At 72.6% G+C, this 23,239-nt stretch carries 18 protein-coding genes; 13 read left to right on the forward strand and 5 right to left on the reverse strand.

Features of this window, described 5'->3' with window-relative positions:
• Positions 1–24: 24 nt before the first annotated feature.
• The 3 genes from ACFVVA_RS37900 to ACFVVA_RS37910 form a co-directional block, all read right to left on the reverse strand.
• A complete protein-coding gene (locus ACFVVA_RS37900) occupies positions 25–3,180 on the reverse strand; it encodes an amino acid adenylation domain-containing protein (protein ID WP_387695256.1) in 3,156 nt (1,051 codons plus the stop codon).
• Positions 3,177–7,091: an amino acid adenylation domain-containing protein gene (locus ACFVVA_RS37905; RefSeq protein WP_387695257.1), complete on the reverse strand. Its 3,915-nt coding sequence runs from the start codon at positions 7,089–7,091 to the stop codon at positions 3,177–3,179. Before ACFVVA_RS37905 ends, ACFVVA_RS37900 begins: the two co-directional genes overlap by 4 nt.
• Positions 7,092–7,246: 155 nt before the next feature.
• The gene (locus ACFVVA_RS37910) at positions 7,247–9,037 is read right to left on the reverse strand and encodes a condensation domain-containing protein (protein WP_387695258.1); all 1,791 of its coding nucleotides are present in this window, start codon (positions 9,035–9,037) and stop codon (positions 7,247–7,249) included.
• 437 nt (positions 9,038–9,474) lie between these two features.
• Here ACFVVA_RS37910 and ACFVVA_RS37915 point away from each other — a divergent pair, with 437 nt between their 5' ends.
• The 10 genes from ACFVVA_RS37915 to ACFVVA_RS37960 are packed head-to-tail and all read left to right on the forward strand — an operon-like array spanning position 9,475 to position 17,614.
• A complete protein-coding gene (locus tag ACFVVA_RS37915; RefSeq protein WP_387695259.1) occupies positions 9,475–11,028 on the forward strand; it encodes an AMP-binding protein in 1,554 nt (517 codons plus the stop codon).
• Complete coding sequence (locus ACFVVA_RS37920; protein WP_359908886.1) at positions 11,025–11,288, forward strand: acyl carrier protein; 264 nt, start codon at positions 11,025–11,027, stop codon at positions 11,286–11,288. The genes ACFVVA_RS37915 and ACFVVA_RS37920 overlap by 4 nt, the downstream gene beginning before the upstream one ends.
• A 2-nt stretch (positions 11,289–11,290) precedes the next feature.
• Positions 11,291–12,352 (forward strand): anthranilate phosphoribosyltransferase, encoded by a 1,062-nt coding sequence (locus tag ACFVVA_RS37925; RefSeq protein WP_387695260.1) that lies wholly within the window; start codon positions 11,291–11,293, stop codon positions 12,350–12,352.
• Positions 12,349–13,167 (forward strand): tryptophan synthase subunit alpha, encoded by an 819-nt coding sequence (gene trpA, locus ACFVVA_RS37930; RefSeq protein ID WP_387695261.1) that lies wholly within the window; start codon positions 12,349–12,351, stop codon positions 13,165–13,167. Before ACFVVA_RS37925 ends, trpA begins: the two co-directional genes overlap by 4 nt.
• Positions 13,164–13,538, forward strand: coding sequence for an ectoine synthase (locus ACFVVA_RS37935; protein WP_387695262.1), 375 nt, complete (start codon positions 13,164–13,166; stop codon positions 13,536–13,538). The genes trpA and ACFVVA_RS37935 overlap by 4 nt, the downstream gene beginning before the upstream one ends.
• Positions 13,539–13,568: 30 nt before the next feature.
• A complete protein-coding gene (locus ACFVVA_RS37940) occupies positions 13,569–14,708 on the forward strand; it encodes an acyl-CoA dehydrogenase family protein (RefSeq protein WP_387695263.1) in 1,140 nt (379 codons plus the stop codon).
• Positions 14,709–14,714: 6 nt separating this feature from the next.
• Positions 14,715–15,398, forward strand: coding sequence for an N-(5'-phosphoribosyl)anthranilate isomerase (locus ACFVVA_RS37945; RefSeq protein WP_387695264.1), 684 nt, complete (start codon positions 14,715–14,717; stop codon positions 15,396–15,398).
• A complete protein-coding gene (locus ACFVVA_RS37950) occupies positions 15,395–16,165 on the forward strand; it encodes an indole-3-glycerol-phosphate synthase (RefSeq protein ID WP_387695265.1) in 771 nt (256 codons plus the stop codon). The genes ACFVVA_RS37945 and ACFVVA_RS37950 overlap by 4 nt, the downstream gene beginning before the upstream one ends.
• Positions 16,166–16,169: 4 nt before the next feature.
• Positions 16,170–16,385 (forward strand): MbtH family protein, encoded by a 216-nt coding sequence (locus ACFVVA_RS37955; protein ID WP_387695266.1) that lies wholly within the window; start codon positions 16,170–16,172, stop codon positions 16,383–16,385.
• Positions 16,382–17,614, forward strand: coding sequence for a Glu/Leu/Phe/Val dehydrogenase dimerization domain-containing protein (locus tag ACFVVA_RS37960; protein WP_387695267.1), 1,233 nt, complete (start codon positions 16,382–16,384; stop codon positions 17,612–17,614). Before ACFVVA_RS37955 ends, ACFVVA_RS37960 begins: the two co-directional genes overlap by 4 nt.
• Here ACFVVA_RS37960 and ACFVVA_RS37965 read toward each other — a convergent pair.
• On the reverse strand, positions 17,611–19,092 hold the full coding sequence (locus ACFVVA_RS37965) for a M20/M25/M40 family metallo-hydrolase (protein WP_387695268.1): 1,482 nt from the start codon (positions 19,090–19,092) through the stop codon (positions 17,611–17,613). The two genes, ACFVVA_RS37960 and ACFVVA_RS37965, sit on opposite strands and share 4 nt — an antisense overlap.
• A 233-nt stretch (positions 19,093–19,325) precedes the next feature.
• Here ACFVVA_RS37965 and ACFVVA_RS37970 point away from each other — a divergent pair, with 233 nt between their 5' ends.
• The gene (locus tag ACFVVA_RS37970) at positions 19,326–20,177 is read left to right on the forward strand and encodes an aldo/keto reductase (RefSeq protein ID WP_387695269.1); all 852 of its coding nucleotides are present in this window, start codon (positions 19,326–19,328) and stop codon (positions 20,175–20,177) included.
• A 32-nt stretch (positions 20,178–20,209) separates the two neighbouring features.
• Here the strand turns inward: ACFVVA_RS37970 and ACFVVA_RS37975 are convergent, their stop codons facing one another.
• On the reverse strand, positions 20,210–20,572 hold the full coding sequence (locus ACFVVA_RS37975) for a hypothetical protein (RefSeq protein WP_359908853.1): 363 nt from the start codon (positions 20,570–20,572) through the stop codon (positions 20,210–20,212).
• A 468-nt stretch (positions 20,573–21,040) separates the two neighbouring features.
• Here ACFVVA_RS37975 and ACFVVA_RS37980 point away from each other — a divergent pair, with 468 nt between their 5' ends.
• Both ACFVVA_RS37980 and ACFVVA_RS37985 read left to right on the forward strand, forming a co-directional pair.
• Positions 21,041–21,244, forward strand: a complete 204-nt coding sequence (locus tag ACFVVA_RS37980) for a cold-shock protein (protein ID WP_045694210.1) — start codon at positions 21,041–21,043, stop codon at positions 21,242–21,244.
• 371 nt (positions 21,245–21,615) lie between these two features.
• Entirely contained in the window at positions 21,616–23,172 is a 1,557-nt protein-coding gene (locus tag ACFVVA_RS37985) for a DEAD/DEAH box helicase (RefSeq protein ID WP_387695270.1), read from the forward strand.
• Positions 23,173–23,239 lie beyond the last annotated feature (67 nt).

Below are 23,239 nucleotides of genomic sequence, written 5' to 3' on the forward strand. Positions count from 1 at the left end.
GAGCTGTCGGAACTGTCGGAACTGTCAGAGCTGTCGGAGTCGGGTACGTGGTGAGAGGTCCGGTACGGCCGCGGCGTCCGGGGCGTCGTCGAGCGCGTCGACCAGGCGCGCCGGCGTGGGCGCCTGGAACAGGGCGCCGAGGGTGAGTTCGCGGCCGAACCTCACCCGCACCCGGTTGACCAGCCTGGTCGCGAGCAGGGAGTTGCCGCCCAGCGCGAAGAAACCGTCGTCGACGCCCACCGCGGGCCGGCCGAGCACCTCGGCGAACAGCGCGCACATCGTCCGCTCCGCCGGGGTGCGCGGCCCGGGACCGGACGGTGCCGGTGCGAGGTCCGGGACGGGCAGCGCGGCCCGGTCGATCTTCCCTCTGGGGGTCAGCGGAAAGGCGTCGAGCGTGACGATCACCGAGGGCACCATGTAGTCCGGCAGCACCGCCGAGGCGTGCTCCCGCACCGACGCCGGGTCGAGCCCCGAGTCCCCGGCCGGGACGACGTAGCCGATCAGACGCCGTCCGGGCGGGGCACCCGGGCCGGCGACCACGGTCGCCTGGGCGACGGCGGGGTGCCCGGCCAGCACCGCCTCGATCTCGCCCGGTTCGATGCGGAACCCGTGGAGCTTGACCTGCTCGTCCGCGCGGCCGAGGAACTCCAGTTCCCCCTCCGCGTTCCAGCGGACCACATCGCCCGTGCGGTACATCCGCTCCCCCGGTTCGCCGAACGGGCACGGCACGAACTGGCCTGCCGTGCGGCCGGGGTCGTTCAGGTACCCGCGCGCCACGCCCGCACCGGCGACGTACAGCATGCCGGCCACCCCCGGCGGCACCGGCGACAGCGCCTCGTCCAGGACGTACACCCGCCTGTTGTCCATCGGCCGGCCGAGGGGGACGACGTCGGGCACGGCCTCGCCGGGGCGGAGCACCCGGCGCGTGGTGAACGTGGCGGCCTCGGTCGGGCCGTACCCGGCGACCACCACGGAGTCCGGACAGCGTGCCAGGACGCGCCGTACCGCGTCGGCCGGCACGATGTCACCGCCGGTCCACACCTGGCCGACCCCGGCCAGCGTGCCGGGGGACTCCTCGGCGAGCACCCGGAACAGCCCGGCCGTCAACCACAGTGCGCCGACCCGGTGGTCGACGATCAGCCGGTGGAGGTCGGAGAGCGCCAGCTCCCCGGGCGGGGCCACGACCACCCGGCCCCCGTTGAGCAGCGGTACCCACCACTCGAAGGTCGAGGCGTCGAAGGCGTGCGGGGAGTGCGCGAGCACGCGCGGGCCGCCCTGTTCGCGCCAACAGCCCTGCGCGGTCATGCTGATGACGTTGCGGTGGCTCAGGGCCACCCCCTTCGGCGTGCCCGTGGACCCCGAGGTGTACAGCACGCACGCCAGATGGTCCGGGCGCAGCGGCACCACGGGGTCGGTGGCCGGCTCCTCGGCGAGGCCGGGGTCGGCGTCGACGACGACCACCGGTGTGCCGTGGGACGGTGTGTGCTCCCGGGTGGCCCGGTGGGTGAGCAGCACCGCCGCCCCGGTGTCGTCCAGGACGCGCCGCAGGCGGGCCGTCGGGGCCCGGGTGTCCAGCGGCACGTAGGCGCCGCCGGCCTTGCCGATCGCCAGGACCGCCACCACCACGTCGGCGGAGCGTTCCATGAGCACGGCCACCGTGCTGTCGCAGCGGACGCCCAGGGCGATGAGCCGGTGGGCCAGCCGGTTGGCCCGGGCGTTCAACTCCGCGTAGGACAGCGTGGTTTCCCCGCACACCACGGCGGGCGCGTCGGGTGTGCGCGCGGCCTCGGCCGCGAAGGCCAGCGGCACCGTCGGGTGCGGCAGCGGCCGAGTGGTGCGGTTGCCGGCCACGACGGTCCGGTGCCGTTCCGCCTCGGTGAGGAGGTCGGGCCGGCCGATCGGCCGGTCCGGGTCGGCGGCCACCGCGTGCAGGAACCGGAGGAACCGCTGCTGGTGGGCGGCGAGTTCGGCCTCGGAGTAGAGCGCGGGGTTCGCGTCGACGTCGAGCCGGGGTTCGGTGCCGTCGGAGCGGTCGTAGACGGAGAACGAGAGGTCCTCGACCGGCCCGTTGGACAGGTTGTGCACGGTGGCCCGGACCCCCGCGAAGTCCAGGCGGTAGTAGAAGGACATGATGTTGACGACGGGCCCGAAGAGGACCCGCTCCGAGCGTGCCGGGTCCAGCTCCCGGCGCAGGTCCTCGCTGCGGTGGCGCTGGTGCGGGCGCAGCGCGGCGACCTCCTCGGCCACCTGTCGCGCGAGGGCGGACAGACCCTGTTCGGGGTGCACGCTCAGCCGCAGCGGCACCACGTTCGCGACCATGCCGGGGACGGCCGGTACGGAGGAGCCGGTGCGCCCGGTCACCGGCATGCTGAGCACGATGTCCCGTTCGCCGCTGAGGCGGTGGAGGTACGCGGCGACCGTCGCGGTGAAGGCGGTGGGCCAGCTCGCCCCGGCGGGTCGCGCGGCCCGCCGCAACGCGGCCAGGGTGGGCGCGTCGAGGCTGCCGGTACGGCGCAGGAAGCCGTCCGAGGCGGCCGCCGAGCGGCTGGCGAGGCTGACGGGATCCGGTCGGCCGGCCAGCCGGGCCGCCCAGAACTCCCGGTCCTGTTCGGGCTGCTGCGATGCGTGGTGGGCGGCGTCGTGCGCCAGCAGGAGGCTCAGCGGCCCGAAGGCCGGTCCTGCCCCGCCCCTGCCCTCGACCAGTCCGGTGTAGGTCTTGGCGACGCGGCGCGCGATCAGCGACATGCTGAAGCCGTCGACCACGATGTGGTGGACGCGCTGGTACCAGAGGAAGCGGTCCGGCGCGACGGTGAACAGGGCCTGGCGGAACAGCGGGTCCCGGGTGAGCCCGACCGGTGTGGACAGATCGGCGCGCATCCAGCGCTCGGCCGCCCGCAGCGGATCCGGTGTCGACGTGAGGTCGACGTGGTGCATCGTCCAGTCGGGCGCCGGGGTGACGACCTGCCGGGGGCCGTCGGCACCGTCGGTGAGGCGGACGCGCAGTGACTCCGTCTCGTCCACCACGCGCCGCACGGCCGTCTCGAACAGCTCCGGGTCGATCGGCCCGGGGATGTCCACGTACTCGCCGGTGTTGTAGGCGGGGCTGCCGGGGCGCAGGTGGTGGGCGAACCAGATGCCGGACTGCGCCGACGACAGCGGCAACTCGTGTCCGTCGCTCATCCGAGCTCCTCCAGGACGGCCGACAGCGCGTCGGCGAAGGGCGCCACATGGGGCGGCGAGAGCATGTCGTGGTGGTTGCCGGGGACCTCGACCACGTTCAGCGCCCCGCGGGTGCGTTCCCGCCACCGGGCGGGGACGACGACCGGGCCGGCCAGCGAGGGGTGGGCCTCGGCGCTCGTGAACAGGTGGATCGGTGTCCGCAGCCGTGCCGTCGACCGGTAGCGTCGGGCGGCCTCGCCGTTGGTGGTGAAGACCCGCACCATGCGTTGCAGTTGTTCGGTGCGCCCCCGCCGGGGAAGGCGCTCACCGGAGTTCGCGTCGTGGAGCAGCAGGGAGAGGACGTCCTGCTCGTCGAGCCCGTGGAGGTCCCCGGCCGACCCGTCGGCGGCTCCGGCGGTGGACGCGGGCGCTCCGGCGTCGATGATCCCGAGGAATCCCGGGGGGTTCCCCTGTTCCTCCAGCAGGCGGGCCATCTCGAAGGCGACCAGCCCGCCGAAGGACCAGCCGGCCAGCAGGTACGGGCCGTCGGGCAGGACGGACCGCAGCTCCCGCAGGTAGCGCTGCGCCTGCTCCTCGACGGTGGCCAGGGGCGGCTCGTCGGTGTTGTAGCCGACGGCCTCCAGGCCGTGGACGGGCCGGGCGCCCGCAGGGGATGCGGCGAGGCGCCCGGTGAGCTGTCCGGCCAGCTGGAGGAAGGAGCACACGTCGCCGCTCTGCGGGTGCACCAGGATCAGCGGCGCCCGGCGGCGGTCCCCCTCGGCCAGCGGGACGACGAGCCGGCGCAGCGCCCGGGACGCGTCGGGCAGTTCCGCGCACAGGCCCTCGACGGTGGGGTGGCGGAACACCGTGTTCAGCGGCACGGTGACCCCCCACTCCCGCCGGATCGCCTCCACCAGCTCGACCGCCCTGAGGGAGTGCCCTCCCAGCGCGAAGAAGTCGTCCCGGACGCCGACCCGCGGGGTGCCCAGCACACGCTCCCAGATCCCGGTCATCAGGAGTTCCGGCAGGTCCCGCGGCGGTAGCGCACCGGCCTCGTGGCCGTGGCGGGCGGGCGCGGGCAGGGCCCCGCGGTCCACCTTGCCGTTGGTGGTCAACGGGATCCGGTCGAGCGCGGTCAGCGTCGTGGGCACCATGAACTCGGGCAGGGTCTCGCGCAGGGAGCGCCGCAGGTCCCCCAGGTCACCGGGCCGGTCCTGCCACACCAGGTAGCCGGCGAGTTCGGCGTCCGTCCCGCTGCCGCGCACCGTCACCGCGGCCCTGGCGACACCGGGCTGCGCGCACAGCGCGGCCTCGATCTCGCCCAGCTCGATGCGGTATCCCCGGATCTTCACCTGCTCGTCGGTGCGGCCGAGGAAGACGAGGCTGCCGTCCGGCAGGTACCGCGCCAGGTCGCCGGTCCGGTACAGCCGGCCGCCGGCCGCGCCGAAGGGATCCGGCACGAAGCGCTCGGCGGTCAGCCCCGGCCGGTTGGCGTAGCCGCGGGTGACGCCGACCCCGCCGATGTGGATCTCCCCCGGTACGCCGACGGGCACCGGGGCGCCGGCCGGGTCCAGCAGGTGGATCCGGAGGTTGCCGAGCGGCCGGCCGATCGGCACGGACCCGCCCGGGCGGGCCAGGTCCCGTTCGGCGTCCACGCGCCGGGTGACACAGCCGACGGACGCCTCGGTGGGACCGTAGCCGTTCCACAGTGTGGAGACCCGGTCGAGGAGCCGCCGGGCCAGGGCGGGCTGGAGCGCTTCACCCACGCAGATCGCCTGGAACCGGCCGCCCTGCCATCCGCCGTCCAGCAGCAGGAGCCAGGTGGCGGGTGTGGCCATGAGCGTGGTGACGCCGAACTCGCGCATCATCTCCGTCAGGCGCGGGCCGTCGACGGCGACCTCCGACGGGGCGATCACCACGCTCGCGCCCCAGGCCAGGGGCATGAGCACCTGCGGGACGATGACGTCGAAGGAGATCGAGGCCACCGAGGCGACGACGTCGTCCCCACCGAGGTCCAGCTGCCGGCCGCGGACCACCAGGTAGTTGACCACGCCCTCGTGCGGGACCAGCACGGCCTTGGGGCGGCCGGTCGAACCCGAGGTGTAGATCGAGTACGCCAGGTTGGCGGGCGTCGCGAGCGGTGGCAGCGGGTCATCCGGCCGGGCCGCGATGAGCCGGGCCTCGGTATCCATCCGCACCGTCGCGGCGCCGTGGCTCGGGAGCCGGTCGGCCAGGGAGTCCTGGGTGAGCAGCAGCGGCACGTCGGCGTCGGCGAGCATGAACGACATGCGCTGCGCCGGGAGGTCCGGGTCCAGCGGCAGGTAGGCGGCGCCCGACTTGAGGACGGCCAGCAGGGCCACGACCAGGTCCGCCGAGCGCGGCAGGCACACGCCGACCAGGCGTTCCGGCCGTGCTCCGCGGGCTCGTAGGTGCCGGGCCAACCGGTTGGCCCGGCGGTCGAGTTCCCGGTAGGTCAGTCGCTCGGCGCCGCAGCGGACCGCCACCGCGTCGGGGGTCCGCCGGGCCCGCTCCTCGACCAGCTCGTGCACGCAGAGGTCCGCGGGAAAGGGCTCGTCGGTGGCGTTGGCGGCCACCATCAGCGCTTCGCGTTCGGCCTCGGTGAGCAGTTCCAGGCGCGAGACGGGACGGTCGGGATCGCCGGCCGCGGCGTCCAGCAGCCGGAGGTAGTGGCCGACCAGGCGCTCCACGCTCGCGCGGTCGAACAGATCGGTGTCGAAGGCCACCGTCCCGGTCGTCCCGCCCGTGCCGGCCGGCCCGTCGGCGATCACCAGGCTGAGGTCGACCTTGGCCGTGCCGTTGTCGACCTCGATCCGTTCGACCTCCGTCCCCGGCAGCCGGAGGGAGGCGGTCGGGTCGGACAGGCCGGCGAACATCACCTGGAACAGCGGGTTGCGGTCGAGACCGCGGGCCGGCCGCAGCTCCTGCACCAGCCGCTCGAACGGCACGTCCTGGTGCGCGTAGGCGTCCGCGGCGGTCCGGCGGACCCGATCGAGCAGCTCGGCGAAGCTCGGGTCGCCCGCGAGGTCGGTGCGGATGACCACGGTGTTGATGAACGAGCCCACCAGCGGGTCGAGTTCCGGACGGGTGCGGCCCGCGACCGGGGTGCCGACCGCCACGTCCGACTGCCCGCTGTAGCGGGCGAGCAGGGCCTGGAACGCGGCGAGCAGCGTCATGAACATCGTCGCGCCGTGCCGCCGGCCCAGCAGCCGCAACCGCCCGGCCAGCTCCTCGGGCACCGTGAAGGTGATCCGCTCGCCCCGGCCCGCGCGGACCGGTCCGCGCGGACGGTCGGTGGGCAGGTCCAGCGGCGACAGCCCGGACAGCTGTGCGCTCCAGTAGTCCAGTTGGCGCTGCAGGCGTTCGCCGGAGAGGCGGGCCCGCTGCCAGTGGGCGAAGTCCGCGTACTGGATCCGCAGGGGCGGCAGCTCGTGCTCGCGGCCTTCCAGCCGGCTCCGGTACATCGCCGACAGGTCGTCCCACAGCAGCGGCATCGACCAGCCGTCGACCGCGATGTGGTGGACGACCACCACCAGGACGTGTTCGTCCTCGTCGACCCGCAGCAGTGCCGCGCGCAGCAGCGGGGCGGTGGCCAGGTCGAACGGGCGCAGGATCTCGGCGTGGACGAGATCGAGGGCCAGCCGCGTCCGGTGTTCCGCGGGCTCGGCCCGCAGGTCCGTGACGGGCAGGTCGAGCGGCCGGGCCGGCTCGACCGAGGGGACGGGGCGCCCGTCCCGCTCGGGGAAGGCGGTGCGCAGGACTTCGTGGCGCCGCACCAGCTCGGTGAGGCTGTGGCCGAGGGCGGCCACGTCCAGCGGGCCGCGCAGCCGGAAGACCTCGTGGACGTTGTACATCGCGGGGCCGTTGGACAGCCGCTCGATCAGCCACATGCGTTCCTGGGTGAACGACGTCACCTGTGCGCCCTCCGGGCGGCGTGGGACCGCGTCCCCCGGCTCGCCCTCGGCGGCCCTGCTCCGGGCCGCGCGGACGCGTTGGTCCAGCAGGGCCCGGGTGGTGGCCGGCGGGGAACCGACCGGCCGGCCGGGTTCGGATCGACTGTGCGGTGCCTTCACGGGTGACGGGCCTTTCCGGCGGGGAGCGGTTCGGCTTCGGCGGGAAGCGCTTCGGCTTCGGCGAGGAGTGGTTCCGCTTCGGCGGGACGTGGTTCCGCTTCGGCGGCGCCGAGGTCCACCAGCAGCGCCGCGTCGACGGCGTCGGCGAGTTCGGCGACGGTCGGGTGGAAGAACAGCAGGGTGACCGGCAGTTCGAGGTCGAGTGCCCGGCCGAGTCGGGACATGATCTTCGACGCGAGGAGCGAATGGCCGCCCAGCTCGAAGAAGTCGCCGTGCACGTCGTCCGGGGCGGCACCGAGCACCTCGGCCCAGATCTCCAGCACGAGAAGCTCGGTCTCGGTCGCGGTCCTCGCGACGGGAGCGACGGGAGCGCCGGCCCGGTCGGCACCGGACCGCGGGGCCGCGGGCGGCACGGCGGCAGTGGCGGAGCGGCTCGCACGGAGGCCGGGAGGGGTCTCCCATGCCGATACCGGCCGTTCGGGGCTGCCGACGAGCTGGTCGAGCAGCGCCCTGAAACCCTCGGAGAGCTGCCGCACCGTGTCGCGCTCGAAGAGGTCGGTGGCGTAGCGGATGACGCCGGTGATGCGGTCTCCGCGGTCCGTCAGGGAGACCTCGATGTCGAACTTCGCCACCTCGTTCGGTATCCGATGGTCGCTCACCTCGATCCCCGGGAGGCCGGACGGGAGCGCGGGCGGATCCTCCAGCTGGAACATGACGGTGAACAGCGGGTGCTGGCCGAGATCGCGTTCGGGCCGCAGCTCCTGCACCAGCCGTTCGAAGGGGACGTCCTGGTGGGCGTAGGCCTCCACCGCGCACCGCCGTACCCGGGCGAGCACGTCGGTGAAGCCGGGGTCGCCGGACAGGTCGGTGCGCAGGACGAGCGTGTTGACGAAGAAGCCGATCAGCGGCTCCACCTCGATCCGGGTCCGTCCGGAGATCGGCGTCCCCACCGTCACGTCGGCCCGTCCCGTGCAGCGCGCCAGCAGGACCTGGAAGGCGGCCAGCAGTGTCATGAACGGCGTGACCTCGTGGGCGCGCCCCAGTGCGCGGACGCGGTCGGCGAGTTCGGCGGGAATCTCGATCTCGACCTGGTCGCCCCGGCCCGACCAGACCGCGGGGCGGGCCCGGTCCGTCGGGAGCACCGACAGGCCGAGGTCGGCCAACTGCTCGCGCCAGTAGGAGAGTTGCTCCTGCAGCGCGGCTCCGTCCTGGTTGTTCCGTTGCCAGTCCGCGAAATCGGCGTACTGGACGGGCAGGTCCGCCAGGGCGATCGGCCGGCCTTCGACGGCGGCACCGTATCCGGCGGAGATCTCCTCCCACAGCACCGACAACGACCAGCCGTCACAGGCGATGTGATGGATCACCAGGAGCAGCAGGTGGTCGTCGGGGGCGGTGCGGATCAGTCGGGCCCGCAGCATCGGAGCGGTCCCGAGGTCGAACGGGGTCGCCAGATCGGCGGCCATCAGCTCCCGGACCCGCTGCCGGGCCTGCTCCGCCGGGGCATGCGTCAGATCGGTGATCGTCGGCACGAAGCTCCCGACCGGGTCCGTGACGTGGCGCGGTCCGTCGCCGGAGTCGACGATCCTGCCGCGCAACACCTCGTGGCGCCGCACGACTTCGGTCAGCGCCCGGACGAGCGCGTCCTGGTCCAGCCGGCCGCGCAGGCGGACCGCGGTCGGGACGTTGTGGTCCGGCCGACCCGGCCGCAGCCGGTCGAGGAACCACAGCCGTTGCTGGGCGAAGGACAACAGGGTCGGAGCGTGCGCGCGCCGATCGGAGCCAGGCATGACGGATCCACCTTTCACGGCGATCGGGAACGCTCGAACGCCCCGGAAATCCCCTCGCCGATTCGCTACATCGCGATCAGTACGGCGGATAGTAGGCAGCTCCCGTCTCACTCCGCAAGACAGGAAACGGAGTTGCAGGCATCAAGACAATCTTTACGCCAGTCCACCGGATTCCTTATGTAGATCGAACACGCTCGACGGCTAGCATCGGCGCGATCGGCCGCGAGACCGCCTCTGACGTGCCGTCATGACCCCGGTCGAGCAACCCACTTCCGTGGACGGGCGCCACGTGATAATTCTTCTTTCACCAGGTGGACGGCCGGGTGAGCCCCTTTCGTGTCGGCCCCAACAATGTTCCGAATGAGATCGGTGAACCCGTTGCATGAACTCATCCGTTGAATATGAACTCACTTCGTTCGCATGAACTCGGAGAAGGCATGACGCAGCAGCAGAGCCTGGTGGGTTCATTCGTCTCGCACGCCACCGGCCATCCCGGCGATCCGGCGCTGGTGTGGCACGGAGAAGAGACGACCTACGGTGAACTCCACCGACTGGCGGAGCGGGAACGCGCCCGGATCGGCCGGCTCGCCCCGGACGAGGACGAGCCGATCGGCATCCTGGCCGCCAAGTCGCCCTCGACGATCGCCCTGGTGCTCGCCTGCCTGCTCGAAGGGCGGCGCTTCCTGCTGCTGCCGGCCCCCACGCCGGAGGGGCGGACGTCCCACGCGTTGGTCGAGCGGGCCGGAATCCGGCACGTCCTGACTCCGGACAGCCCCCGGGCGCCCGGGCCGGGCGCCGGGGACCGGCCGGCGGAACCGGGGGCGGAACCGGGGGCGGCGCGCGATACGGAGCCCGCCGACATCTCCTTCATGTTCACCACCTCCGGTTCCACCGGGCAGCCGAAGATCGTGCCGCTGAGTACGGGGGCGGTGGACCGCTTCACCACCTGGGCCGGCGAGCGGTTCGGCATCCGTCGGGGGACCACGGTCCTCAACTACGCCCCGCTCACCTTCGACCTGTGCCTGCTGGACATCTGGACCACGCTCAAGTACGGCGGCCGCGTCGTCCTGGTCGATCCGGCCCGGGCCACCCACCCGGGCCACCTGCTGGACCTCGTCTCCCGCCACCGGGTCCAACTCGTCCAGGCGGTACCGATGTTCTACCGGCTGCTGGTCGACGCGGCCACCGGGAGCGGCCGGCGGCTCGACACGGTCGAGCACGTCGTCTTCACCGGTGACAGCATGCCCGCCCGCTGCCTGGCCGAACTTCCGCACCTGTTCACCGGCGCGCGGCTCTACAACGTCTACGGCTGCACCGAGACCAACGACAGCTTCCTGCACGAGGTCGACGGCACCGAGCCGGCGGACGGCCCGGTGCCGATCGGGCGCCCGCTGCCCGGCGTCCACGCGGTGATCGTCGACGCCGACGGCGGGATCGTGACCGGGCCGGGAACCGGCGAGCTCCATGTCGCGACGCCGTTCCAGACCGCCGGCTACCTGGACCGGGAGCAGAACGCCGACAGGTTCGCGACCCACCGCCACGAAGGGGAGACGCGGCGCTACTTCCGCAGCGGCGACCTCGTGCGGCGCGACCGGGACGGCCGCATCACCCTGGAAGGCCGGAACGACCACCAGGTCAAGGTCCGTGGCACACGGGTCAACACCCATGAGGTCGAACAGGTGCTGCTCGCCCATCCCGACGTCGTCGAAGCGGCCGTACTGGCCGTGCCCGACCCGGTGGCCGGCCGCCTGCTGCGGAGCGTGGTCCGTCGCGCCCCGGACAGTCGGCTGAACTCGCTGGCGCTGCGCCGGCACTGCGCACAACGGCTTCCGCTCACCGCGGTCCCCTCGACCCTGCTGATCACGGACGACCCGCTGCCCAGGACGTCCACCGGAAAGATCGACCGCACTCCCATCGAGCGCACCTGCTCCCCGTCCCAGCTCCAGTCCCAGCTCAGCGAACCCCAGCCCAGCGAAGGAACGGCCACGTGAAGCACGCCGCGACAGTCACCCGGTTCATCATCGAGGAGTTCCTGCCGGACGTCGGCGCGCACGAGCTGGACTCCGACTACGACCTCGTGGACGGCGGGGTCATCGACAGCCTCGGCCTGCTCAAGACGATCGCCTGGCTCGAGGACCGCTTCGACCTGCGCGTCGAGGAGTTCGACCTCGACCCGGACAGCTTCCGCTCCGTCGCCTCGATCAGCAGGTTCATCGAAGAGGCCCAGCCGCACCGGACGGACTCCCACTAGCCATGCACGAGGTACTGCGAGCGCTGATCGACCGGGACCGCACCGTCGACCAGGAGCTGTGGGGGTCCTTCTGGGACCAGCTGCGCGACGGCGCGCTGCGGTCCGGCGAGACGGTGGCGCTGCTGTCATCGCTGTCCACCCGGATGCCCGATCCGGACACGCTGGTCGCGATGCTCCGCTCCCTGGACGAGCGACGGCCGGCCGTCCCCGCGCGGCTGGACGGCGCGGCCAACATCGTCGGCACCGGAGGCGGGCCGGCCACGTTCAACATCTCCACCGCGGCGGCGTTCGTCGCCGCGGCCCTGGGCGTCCGCATCGTCAAGACGGGATCCCGCGCCTATACGAGCAGCTGCGGCTCCCACGATCTGCTCGACCGTCTCGGCATCGGCAGGACCACCTCGTACGAGCAGACCGAGGTCCAGCTGGAACGCTTCGGCATCGCCTTCCCGGGGAACTTCGTCTACCCGCGGGAGGTGGCGCTGCTGGCCCGGAGCATCGTGCCGATGGACCTGCGGATGATCGGCGGATTCATCAACTCCGTCGGCCCCTTCCTCGCCGCGGTGCCGGTCTCCGCCCAGCTCGTCGGCGTCTCGGACCGTTCGCTGGTGCCGACTCTGGGCCATGTCGCCGCCACCGTCGCCGGCCGGCGGATCTGGCTGTGCTCCAACGAGCTGGGCATCGACGAGCTCGTCGGTTCCGTCGACAACACCGTCCTCACCAATGACGGCACCGACGGGATCCGGCTGCCGGCCGAGGCTCCGGGGACCGGGACCGGGACCGGGATCGGGACCGACGCGATCGCCGAACTGCGGCCGGCCGGAAGGGGCGAGGACGTGGTCGACCACTTTCTCGGCGTGCTCTCCGGGGAGGGGACGGATCTCGCGACGCGGACCGTCCGCCTGAACGCCGCCGCGCTGGCCGTCGCGAGCGGGCTGGTCGACGGGTGGCCGGAGGCGATCGGGGCCGCCGACGACGCCCTGCGCAGCGGCGCCGCCCGCGAGCTCGTCGAGCGCCTGCGCGCCCGACCGGCGCGCCGCACGGCGGCCGCGGCGCGTGCGTGGTGAGCGGGTTCTTCGCACACCGGCCGCCGGACCGGCCCGGCCTGGCGATGTTCCTCAACGCCGGAGACCCGCCGCTGCCGGTACTGGCCGACGTCATGCGGATGCTCGACGACTGCCGGGTGGACTGCCTGGAGCTGGCGGTGCCCTTTCCCCACTCGGTCACCGACGGGCCCGTCATCCGCCGATCGGCGCAGCGGGCCCTGGCCGACGGGGGCGGACTCGACGAGGTGCTCGACTTCCTCGGCGGGATCCTGCCCCGGCTGCGCCACCTGCGGGTGGCTCTGCTGGCCGACTGGAGCCACACGGTCAGGGACCTGACCGTGCCCGTGTTCGTCCGGCGGGTCGCCGACTCGGGCGTCCACGGGCTGCTGGTCCACGGCCTGCCACCGCGGCTACGGGCCGGCTGCCTGGAAGCGGTGCGGGAGGCGGGGCTGCCCATGGTCGCCACCTGCTACGCCGCGTCGACGGCCGAGGTGAAGGCCGCGGCCGCCGAGTGCGCCACCGCGTACCTGTACCTGGTGGCCCACTACGGCCGCAGCGGCGGCAGGCTCACGGCCGACCACCGGGAGCTGGCCGCCGCGCTGGCCGAACTGCGGAAGGCGACCGCCGTACCGATCGCCGTCGGGTTCGGCGTCCGCTCCGGGGCGGACGTCGACCTGCTGCACGGCCTGGGTGCCGACGCCGCGGTCGTGGGCAGCGCCGGGGTCGCCCGGATCGAGCAGGCCCTCGCCGAAGGGGCCGACGTGGTCGAGGAGTTCCACACCTTCGTGCACACCCTTTCGCCGTACTCAGCCAACACCAGGAGGCACACCCGATGATCGTCCGACGTCTTGACGAAGCGAAGACCGTGGACTGGGGCAACGGGCTCAGCCGCAGGTTCCTGCTCGAATCCGACGGCCTGGGCTACACGATGACGGACACCACCGTCCGCGCCGGCACCAAGTCGAGGCTGGAGTACCGCCGCCACCTGGAGGCCTGCTACTGCATCGAGGGGACGGGCGAGGTCGTGGACGCCGACGGCACGTCCCACCCGATCGAGCCGGGCACGCTGTACGCGCTCGACCGGCACGACGCCCACTTCCTGATCGCGAGCCAGGACGAGGACCTCCGCCTGGTCTGCGTGTTCTCGCCCGCGCTGCGCGGCGACGAACGCCACAACCTGGACTCGGCCGAATTCTCCGAGTACTGACAGGACCGACAGGACTGACGGGACCGACAGATGATCAGGTGGAACGCCGACCAGATCGCCCTGGGCGAGGGGATCGCCCAGTGGTGCGAGGAACTCAGCTCGGGCCATCTCGAAGGGGACGCCGAAGGCGCCTTCCCGTGGGACAAGTGGAAGCTGATCAGGAGGTCCGGAATCCTCGGCCTGCCGTTCGACGAGCAGTGGGGCGGGCTGGGCCAGGACCTGCTCACCACCATGCACGTGCTCGAACAGCTCGGTACCGGATGCCGTGACGGCGGACTGAACTTCTCGGTCGCCACCCACCTGGTCGGCGCCGGGGTCCCGCTGCAGCGGTTCGGATCGCCGGCGCTCAAGGCGCGTTACCTGCCGGGGATCTGCTCGGGAGAGACGATCGGGGCGCACGCGATCAGCGAGACCGAGAGCGGCTCCGACGCGCTGGCGATGAGGACCACGGCCACCCGCGAGGACGACGGCTTCGTGCTGCGGGGCGGCAAGTCCTTCATCACCAACGGCCCGGTGGCCGACGTGTTCGTGGTCTACGCGCGCACCCACCCCAACGGCGGCCCGCTCGGCATCACCGCCTTCGTCGTGGAGCGGGACACCCCGGGGCTCGTCGTCGGGCCGCCCGTCGCCACCATGGGACTGCGGACCGCTCCGCTGGGCGAACTGCACTTCGACGACTGCAGGGTCCCCGCGTCCGCCGTGATCGGCCGGGTCGGATCCGGGTTCCTGGTCCTGGACCACGTGATGAAGTGGGAGATCCTCTGCTCCTTCGTCATCAACACCGGGCAGATGCGGTACCGGCTCGACCGCTGCGTCGAGTACGCCAAGGAGCGCGTCCAGTTCGGCCATCCGATCGGCTCGTACCAGTCGATCTCCCACAAGCTGGTGGACATGAGCATCGGCCTGGACACCGCGCGGAAATGGCTGTACGACACGGCGGTTCGGCTGACGGAGGGCGAGAACGTCACGAGGGACATCGCCGTCAGCAAGCTCGTCGCCAGCGAGAGCAACCTCTCCTCCGCGCTGGCCGCCGTGCAGATCTTCGGCGGCAGCGGGTACCTGGCCGAGTACGGACTGGAGAAGGACGTGCGCGACGCGGTCGCCGGCCCGATCTACTCGGGCACCTCGGAGATCCAACGCAACCGCGTCGCCGCCATGTTGGGGCTGTGACGCCTGATGCTGGTCAAGATCTGCGGAGCCGCCTCGGCCGGGGACGTGGCCTCGCTCGACAGCGCCGGAGCCGACCTGGTCGGCCTGTGGCACGGCGTTCCGGGGGGTCGCACAGAGCTGACGCTCCGTCAACTGACCGTGCTGGCGGACGTCGTGCACCGGACGGCGCGACTGCGTCCGGTCCTCGTGACCTTCCTGAACGACGCCGGGGCGCTGCGCGCGGCGACGGACGCGGCCCGGGTGCCGTGGGTCCAACTGCACGGCTACCAGCCGCCGGGTCTGGTCCGCGCGCTGAAGAGCACCACGGACCTCACCGTGGTCAAGGTGCTGCACCTCGGTACGGACACCCGCGCGGAGCGGTCCCTGATCGCGGCGTACGAGCGGGCGGGAACGGACCTCTTCCTGCTGGACACGGTGGCCGGGGACGGCCGGATCGGCAGTACCGGGCAACCGGCGGACCGCGCGGCCGTCCTCGGGATCGCGGACCGCCTCTCGCGCCCCTTCCTGCTGGCCGGCGGCATCACGGCCGGCAACCGGGAGGAGTACCGGGAGGTGGTCGACCACCCCCTGTTCCTGGGCATCGACGTGGACACGGCGGCCAGGGACCCCGACGGACGGCTGAGCACCGACCGGGTCACGGCCGTGCGGCGCGGCTGGCGAGCGGCGGACGGCAGCGGGGTGCCCGGATGACGGCCGAGTTCATCGAGGCGCTGCTGGACGCCCGCCGACCGGTGATCATGGAGCTCAAGCGGCAGGACGCCGCTGGAAACGACCTGTTCGGTGACAGGTCGGCCGCCCGCCTGGTCGCCGACTACCGGGACGTCGGCGCACCCTGCCTGTCCGTGGTGACCGGGCGGTGGTTCGGCGGCACCCAGGACCTGCTGCGCGAGGTCGTGGAGACGACGGACCTGCCCGTGCTGCAGAAGGACTTCATCACCCGCCGGAGCCAACTGCACCAGGCCCGCGAGAGCGGCGCCTCCGCGGTCCTGCTCACCGCCGCGCTGCTGCCCCGCGCCACCCTGGGCCACCTGGTCGACCTCGGCCTGCGCCTGGGCCTGACGCCGTTCGTCGAAGTCACCACCGAGGAGGAGATCAGCCGCGTGCCACGCGCCGAGGAGTGCGTGGTCGCGGTGAACAACAAGGACATCGCCACCCGCGAACGCGGCCCGGGCGACCTCGGCCGGAGCTCCTCGCTCCTGCCCGCGGTGCTGAACAGCGGCACCCGGTGCCCGGTGAGCGCCGGCGCCATCCGCTGCCCCGACGACGCCGCCCGCCTGCTCGGGGAGGGCTTCGCCGGTGTGCTCGTCGGGACGGGCCTCCTGCGCACCGCCGGCCTGCCGGGATGGCTGGACGGCCTCGACGCCCGCCTCGGCACCCGCCCCGACGCCGCCCCCGAACCGGCTCCACCCGTCCGCCGCCCGGCGGACCCCCCACCCACCAGCGACATCCGGAGGTAACGCCATGACCAGCGCGGCAACCGAGCAGTGGAAGGTCGTCGTCAACGACGAGGAGCAGTACTCGATCTGGTCCGCCGACCGCGAGTCGCCGGCGGGCTGGCACGAGGTCGGCGTACAGGGCGCGAAGGACGAATGCCTCGCGCACATCGAACGCGTGTGGACCGACATGCGCCCCCACAGCCTGCGCCTGCGGTCCGTCCCGGAGGACGGTGCGCAGTGAACCCGACGCTCGCACCGCACGGTGCGCGCCCGGCGACCGGGCCCGTGCTCTCCACCGCCCTGGACCTCCCGGAGTGCCGGGCCCGGGGCTGGGTCGTCGTCGACTCCGTGGTCGACGGCCTCGCCATGGGCGGCACCAGGATGACCCGGACGGTGACCGAGCAGGAGCTGACCGGGCTCGCCAGGGCGATGACCCACAAGCTGGCGCTGGTCGGCCTGCCCATCGGTGGCGCCAAGGCCGGCATCGCCCCCGACCCGGACGCCGGCGTCGAACGGGAGGCGGTGATGCGGGAGTTCGGCCGCGCCGCGGCCCCTCTGCTGCACGGCGGGGTGTATCTGGGCTGCGACCAGGGCACCACCTACGCCGACCGGCGGCTGGCCTTCGAGGCCGCCGGGTACGACGTCACCCGCCTCCCCGGCACCACCCGCCTCACCGTCGGCTGGGCCGAACTGTGGGACCACATGGCCGACATCACCGGGTTCGGCGTGGCCGTCGCGGTGCTCGGCGCCCTACGGGCCTCCGGCGCGCCGACCCCGCAGCGCATCGCGATCCAGGGCTTCGGCACCGTCGGGCGCGCGGTGGCCGGTCACCTGGCCGCCCACGGCCACCGGGTGGTGGCCGTGGCCGACGTCCGGGGCACCGTCGAGGACCAGCGCGGACTGCCCGTCACCGAACTCGCCGCGCTCACCAGCAGCGACGGCACGATCGACCGGAGCCGGCTGCCCGACCGGGTCACGGTCCACGGCCCCGGGCAGGCGTGGCTGCACGTCGACGCCGACGTGCTGGTGCTGGCGGCCTCCGCCTCCGCGGTCGACGAGGAGGCGGTGCCCGCGGTCCGGGCCCGTCTGGTGGTCGAGGGCGGGAACCTGAGCTGCACCGCACCGGCCCGCCGGCTGCTGCGCGAGGCCGGCCACACCGTCCTGCCGGACGTGGTCGTCAACGTCGGCGGCGCGGCGGCGACCGGGTGCGTGCTCACCGGGCTGGCCCCGTCCGACCTGCCGCTCCCGCAGCTGTCCGAGTGGCTGCGCGAGTGGGTCGCCGGCAGGATCGCCAGGAACTGCGAGCTGGTGCAGGAGCTGAGCGCCACGGGCAGCGCCGATCCGGTCGCACAGCTCCTCGGTTCGCGCGCCGCCCCGGCCGGGGCCGGCCCTGCCGACGCCCCCGCTCCGGCCGGGGCCCCCGGACCGGGGATCCCGACCGACCGGGCCCCCGGCCGGCAGCGCGGCTAGGAGAGCGAGGGCGTGGCCGCCGCGGCCCGGGTCTGCTCGGCACCGGAGCCGATCGGCGTCGTCGCGGCGCCGAAGTCCTGCAGCAGGTAGCTCTGGGCCAGCGTCATGTGCTCCAGCTCATCGAGGCTGACGCTCTCGTGCAGTGCGTGGATCAGGCACTTCGGCTCCTCGCAGCCGATCACCAGCACGACCGCCTTCGGGCTGTTCGCCTGGAGGAGGGTGACCAGGGGGATGGAGCCGCCCTGCCCGGCGTACTGGGTCCTGGTGCCGGGGTACGCCTTCGCCAGCGCCTTCTCCGCGGTGTCGTAGCCGGGCAGGGTGATGTCGGCGAAGAAGCCCCGGCCGAGTTCCTGGGGCGCCGAGACGACGACCTTGGCGCCCCACGGATTGACGGCGGCGCTGTTCAGGAACTCGCTCAGCTTCCCGGCGGCCTTCTCCGGGTCCTCCAGCGGCGCGAGCCGCATGCCGATCCGGGCGGTCACCGTGTCGATGAGCTGGTTGACCGGCTGGTCGTGCGGCGGGAGTTTCGAGGTCAGACCGATGACGTTGATCGAGGGCCTGGTGTACAGCCGGTCGCCCAGCGGGCCGGTGCCCAGCAGCTTCATCCCCTGGACGACCCCGGCGTCGGCGCGGAACGCGTCCTCGCTCGGCTGCACGCCGTCCCACGTGTCGGAGCGGAGCCCCGGCACGGCCACGTTGCCGTCGGCGTCGTGCAGCCGGGCCAGCATGCGGGCCAGCACCATGAAGGCGTCCCCCGCCGGGCCGCCGAACATGCCGCTGTGCCGGGTGCCGTCGACGAGCGTGGTGACCGTGACGTCCACGATGGCGAAGCCCCGCAGTGACTTGGTGAGCGTCGGCTGGCCGAGACCGGTGTTGCCACCGTCCGCGACGATGATGACGTCCGCCTTGAACTTCTCGGGGTGGGCCTGGATGTACGCCTCCAGGGTTCCCCGGCCGGCCTCCTCCTCGCCCTCCAGGACCACGACGAGGTTCACCGGCGGCTTGCCGTCCAGCGCCCGCAGGGTGCCCACGTGCATCATCACCCCGGACTTGTCGTCCGCGGCCCCGCGGCCCTTCAGCCGGTTGTGCTCGTCGATGCTCGGCTTGAAGGCGTCGGGCCACTTGGTCTCGTCGGTCTGCACGACGTCGTAGTGCGCGTACAGCAGGACGGTGGGCGTGTGGGGCCCGGCGTCCGGGCACTGGTAGGTGCCGTGGACGAGCTTGGAGTCGAACTGCTCCCCCGCGCCCCCGCCGCCGATCTCCACCAGGTCGACCTGGGTGAGGCCCGCCTTCTGCAGCAGCTTCTGCGCCGTCGTGGCCGCGTTGTCGAGGTCCGCCTCGTGGGATTTCGGGTCCTTCGTGTCGTAGATCGACCGGATCTTCACCAGCTCGATCAGGTCGTCGGTGATCCCCTTCATCAGACCCTTGACCTTGTCGGGCAGTCCCTGCCCGTCACCGTCCGTGGTGACCGTTCCCATGCTCGCTCCGCCTCCGTCGGCGTGGAAACGACGCGCGGGCGCGCATCGCACGAGTCATGGATAGAGTGCGAACCACCATGGCGCGGCACCGACGTGCACGGACCCTCGGACGGCCACCCGGGCGGAGCAGCAGGCCGCCGGACGGCGCGCCACCGGCGTCCCGGCGGCGATCGCCGAAGCCACCGGCCGACCTGACACCGCCCCCTTCCATCCGGTCCTCTCCAGGAGCCCCCGTGCAGCACGTCACCCTGAACAACGGCGTCCGGATGCCGATCCTCGGCTTCGGCGTCTACCAGATCCCGGCGGACCGGACCGAGCAGGCCGTCTCCGAGGCCCTCGCCGCCGGCTACCGCCTGCTGGACACCGCCGCCGCCTACGGCAACGAGGAAGCCGTCGGCCGCGCCATCGGGAGCAGCGGAATCCCCCGCCGGGAGCTGTTCGTCACCACCAAGCTGTGGATCCAGGACGCCCCCGCCGAGGCCAACGCCCGCCGCGCCTTCGAGACCTCGCTGACCAGGCTCGGCCTGGACCACGTCGACCTGTACCTGATGCACCAGCCGTACGGCGACGTGTACGGCCAGTGGCGCGCCATGGAGGCCGTCAACCGCGAGGGCCTGGCCAAGGCGATCGGCGTCGCCAACTTCTACCCCGACCGGCTCCTCGACCTGGTCCTCAACAACGAGATCACCCCGGCGGTCAACCAGATCGAGACCCACCCCTTCTTCCAGCGCCCCGCCGACCAGGCCCTCATGCGCGAACACGGCGTCCGGCACCAGGCGTGGGGCGGCTTCGCCGAAGGCAGGAACGAGCTGTTCACCAACCCCGTCCTCGCCGGGATCGGCGAGGCGCACGGCAAATCCGTGGCGCAGGTCGTGCTCCGCTGGCTGGTTCAGCGCGGCATCGTGACCATTCCCAAGTCGGTCAACCCCGACCGGATGGCGCAGAACATCGACGTCTTCGACTTCGAACTGGACCACGACCAGATGTCCGCCGTCGCCGCCCTCGACACCGGCACGACGCTGTTCTTCGACCACCGGGATCCCGAGATGGTCGCCTGGCTCAGCCGGCGCCGCCTGGACGGCTGAGCACCGGAGCGGGAGCGCGGCGGCCGGGGCTGTCAGGTATCGGAGTAGCTGAGGTCCCCGATCGTCCAGCTGCTGATGTCCTCGATGGCGATGCGGTACATGCCGCCCGTGTGGGGCAGTGCGAAGTCGCCCTGCAGGATCTTCGCCCGGTGGAGGTGGAGGTGGGTGGGCCGCGCGGGCGGGCCGTCCGCGGGCGGGGCGAAGAGGGCGGCGAACGGCTTCAGGTGATCCGAGGCCTGGAGGACCTCCGCCACCCGTTCCCACCACAGGGCCACCGGTGCGAGTCTGCCGGTGATCACCGCGCCGGGGACCACCACGGTCAAGGCCATCTGGTTGCTGTGCTCGGACTCCACCATCGCGGCGATGTCGACGAGCAGCCCATCAGGGTTCGACATGACTCCCAGGGTAGGGCACGGCCCGGTCCCCGTACGTGTCGCGGGTGAGGCGGTCGCCGACGGCGACGTGTCCCGTTCGGAGTGCGCGAGGGCGCCAGGGCGCAGGGGTGCGCGGCCGGACACGGCGCGCCCAGCGGATTCACGCCGGTGGGAGGCGCCGCCACGGACCGTGCACGTCATGCCAACCATCCTGCCCTCAAAGCGTGTTGGGTCCCTGCCTCGCTCGGGACCGGCGGCCCCGGACGAGGCTTCCCCGAAACCGGAGGCGAAATATCCGCCCGCTGCCCGCCCGGGCCTGCTAGAGTCGTTTTAGTTGCAGTAGTGGTTCCCATGAACTTTGTGTGCGCCTGCTGATGTATTCCGCAGGCGCATTTTTGTTTCCCGGCTCTTCCCCGGGTGGGTGCTCATCGCGGCGACTCGGAGTTCGCGCTGTGCGTGCTCCGGAAAGCCCCTTGAAGGAGATTTTTAATGGCTAATGGCACCGTGAAGTGGTTCAACTCGGAAAAGGGCTTCGGCTTCATCGAGCAGGAGGGTGGCGGCCCGGACGTCTTCGCCCACTACTCGAACATCAACGCCAACGGCTTCCGTGAGCTGCTCGAGGGCCAGAAGGTGGAGTTCGACGTCACTCAGGGCCAGAAGGGCCCGCAGGCCGAGAACATTCGCCCGCTGTAATTCTTCTGCCACGGCACCCGCCTAGCAGCGAGGGGCCCGCACCGCGTACACAATGCCCGGTGCGGGCCCCTCGGCGTTGCCTCAGGCGCGCCCCCGGCCACTGAGCCCGCTGACCAGCACCGCCGCCGGCGGGCACCCCCACGCGAGACGCACAGCGCCGCGTCCGAATCACCCCCCTGCCGTGACATCTCGATTCGAGGTCCTCGCTCCCGCCCATGCCGGCGGGCGCCGACCGCAGGTGGCGTGCCGCACGGTTGCACCGTCCACGCCCCACCCGTCACAGCTCTCGGCCCGTTCCCTTGCGGTCTCCGTCGGCGCACCGCGCCCCGGAGCCTTCCCCGTGACGTGCCGCCCCGAGGAAGGTCTCCCGCATGAACCGCTCCACTCGCTCCTCGTACCAGAACGCCAACTCCCGTTCCAGCCGCGCCCACGGAACCCGCGCCGGTGGCAGCTCCTTCTACGGGGACCGGCCCTCGGGCGGCCGCACCGCCCGTCAGGGTTCCTCCGCCCAGCAGGAGTTCGCGATGCCGGTGAGCACCACCCCGGCGCTCCCGGCCGTCGAAACGTTCGCCGAGCTGGACATGCCCAAGGCCCTGCTCTCCACGCTGACCCGGCAGGGTGTCACGGCGCCGTTCCCGATCCAGGCCGCGACGCTCCCGAACTCGCTGGCCGGACGTGACGTCCTGGGCCGGGGCCGCACCGGTTCCGGCAAGACCATCGCGTTCGGTCTCGCCGTGCTGGCCCGCACCGCCGGCCGGAAGGCCGACCCCCGCCAGCCGCTGGCCCTGGTGCTGGTCCCCACCCGCGAGCTCGCCCAGCAGGTCACCGACGCTCTCACCCCGTTCGCGCACGCGGTACGGCTGCGGATGACGACCGTGGTGGGCGGGACCTCGATCGGCCGCCAGGCCCAGGCGCTGAACCGCGGGGCCGAGGTCGTGGTGGCCACGCCCGGCCGGCTCAAGGACCTGATCCAGCGCGGCGACTGCCGGCTGGACCGGGTCGACATCACGGTGCTCGACGAGGCCGACCAGATGGCCGACATGGGCTTCCTGCCCCAGGTCACCGAACTCCTCGAGCAGGTCGCCGAAGGCGGCCAGACCCTGCTGTTCTCCGCCACGCTGGACCGCAACGTCGACCGCCTGGTGCGGCGCTTCCTGAAGGACCCGGTCACCCACTCCGTGGACCCGTCCGCGGCGACGGTCAGCACCATGGAGCACCACGTGCTGCAGGTGCAGAACTTCGACAAGAACGCCACGATCGCCCACATCGCCTCCCGTGACGGCAGGGTGATCATGTTCATCGACACCAAGCACGGCGCGGACGGCCTGGTCGAGGACCTGCTCGCGAACGGGGTCAAGGCCGCCGCCCTGCACGGCGGCAAGTCCCAGCCCCAGCGCACCCGCACCCTGGAACAGTTCCGCACCGGCCAGGTGACCGCGCTGATCGCCACCAACGTCGCCGCCCGCGGCATCCACGTCGACGGCCTCGACCTCGTCGTCAACCTCGACCCGCCGGGCGACCACAAGGACTACCTGCACCGCGGCGGACGCACCGCCCGGGCCGGCGAGTCCGGCACCGTCGTCACCCTGGTCCTGCCCAACCAGCGCCGCGCGATGGCTCGCATGATGACCACCGCCGGCATCACCCCCGTCACCACCAGGGTCACCGCCGGTGACGAGGAACTCGTCCGGATCACCGGCGCCCGGGTGCCCACCGGCGTGCCCGTCGTGATCCCCGACCCCGTCGTCGAGCGGCCGCGCCGCAGCGCGTCCGCGAGCCGGGGCCGCCGCGGCCGCGGTGGCCCCGCCAACACCGGCGGCAACGCCCGGGCCAACACCGGTGGCAACACCCGGGCCGCCTCCGGCCGCGACAACCAGGGCTCCGCCGACCGGCGCCGGGCACCCCGGCGCGCCGCCCTCTCCGCGTAGCACCCGGCCGGCCCGGCCCGCCGCACCGGCCGGGCCGCCTCCCCCCGGCGCCCGAGGGCGCCACCCG

The sequence above is a fragment of the Kitasatospora sp. NPDC058048 genome (assembly GCF_042885555.1).
Classification (GTDB): Bacteria; Actinomycetota; Actinomycetes; order Streptomycetales; family Streptomycetaceae; genus Kitasatospora; species Kitasatospora lactacystinica.

What these genes read in the sequence shown, in the direction of transcription:
- ACFVVA_RS37900 (WP_387695256.1), bottom strand. Translation starts at nt 3,180, where the DNA reads ATGAGCGACGGACACGAGTTGCCGCTGTCGTCGGCGCAGTCCGGCATC.
- ACFVVA_RS37910 (WP_387695258.1), bottom strand. Translation starts at nt 9,037, where the DNA reads ATGCCTGGCTCCGATCGGCGCGCGCACGCTCCGACCCTGTTGTCCTTC.
- ACFVVA_RS37915 (WP_387695259.1), top strand. Translation starts at nt 9,475, where the DNA reads ATGACGCAGCAGCAGAGCCTGGTGGGTTCATTCGTCTCGCACGCCACC.
- ACFVVA_RS37925 (WP_387695260.1), top strand. Translation starts at nt 11,291, where the DNA reads ATGCACGAGGTACTGCGAGCGCTGATCGACCGGGACCGCACCGTCGAC.
- ACFVVA_RS37935 (WP_387695262.1), top strand. Translation starts at nt 13,164, where the DNA reads ATGATCGTCCGACGTCTTGACGAAGCGAAGACCGTGGACTGGGGCAAC.
- ACFVVA_RS37940 (WP_387695263.1), top strand. Translation starts at nt 13,569, where the DNA reads ATGATCAGGTGGAACGCCGACCAGATCGCCCTGGGCGAGGGGATCGCC.
- ACFVVA_RS37945 (WP_387695264.1), top strand. Translation starts at nt 14,715, where the DNA reads ATGCTGGTCAAGATCTGCGGAGCCGCCTCGGCCGGGGACGTGGCCTCG.
- ACFVVA_RS37950 (WP_387695265.1), top strand. Translation starts at nt 15,395, where the DNA reads ATGACGGCCGAGTTCATCGAGGCGCTGCTGGACGCCCGCCGACCGGTG.
- ACFVVA_RS37955 (WP_387695266.1), top strand. Translation starts at nt 16,170, where the DNA reads ATGACCAGCGCGGCAACCGAGCAGTGGAAGGTCGTCGTCAACGACGAG.
- ACFVVA_RS37965 (WP_387695268.1), bottom strand. Translation starts at nt 19,092, where the DNA reads ATGGGAACGGTCACCACGGACGGTGACGGGCAGGGACTGCCCGACAAG.
- ACFVVA_RS37975 (WP_359908853.1), bottom strand. Translation starts at nt 20,572, where the DNA reads ATGTCGAACCCTGATGGGCTGCTCGTCGACATCGCCGCGATGGTGGAG.
- ACFVVA_RS37980 (WP_045694210.1), top strand. Translation starts at nt 21,041, where the DNA reads ATGGCTAATGGCACCGTGAAGTGGTTCAACTCGGAAAAGGGCTTCGGC.
- ACFVVA_RS37985 (WP_387695270.1), top strand. Translation starts at nt 21,616, where the DNA reads ATGAACCGCTCCACTCGCTCCTCGTACCAGAACGCCAACTCCCGTTCC.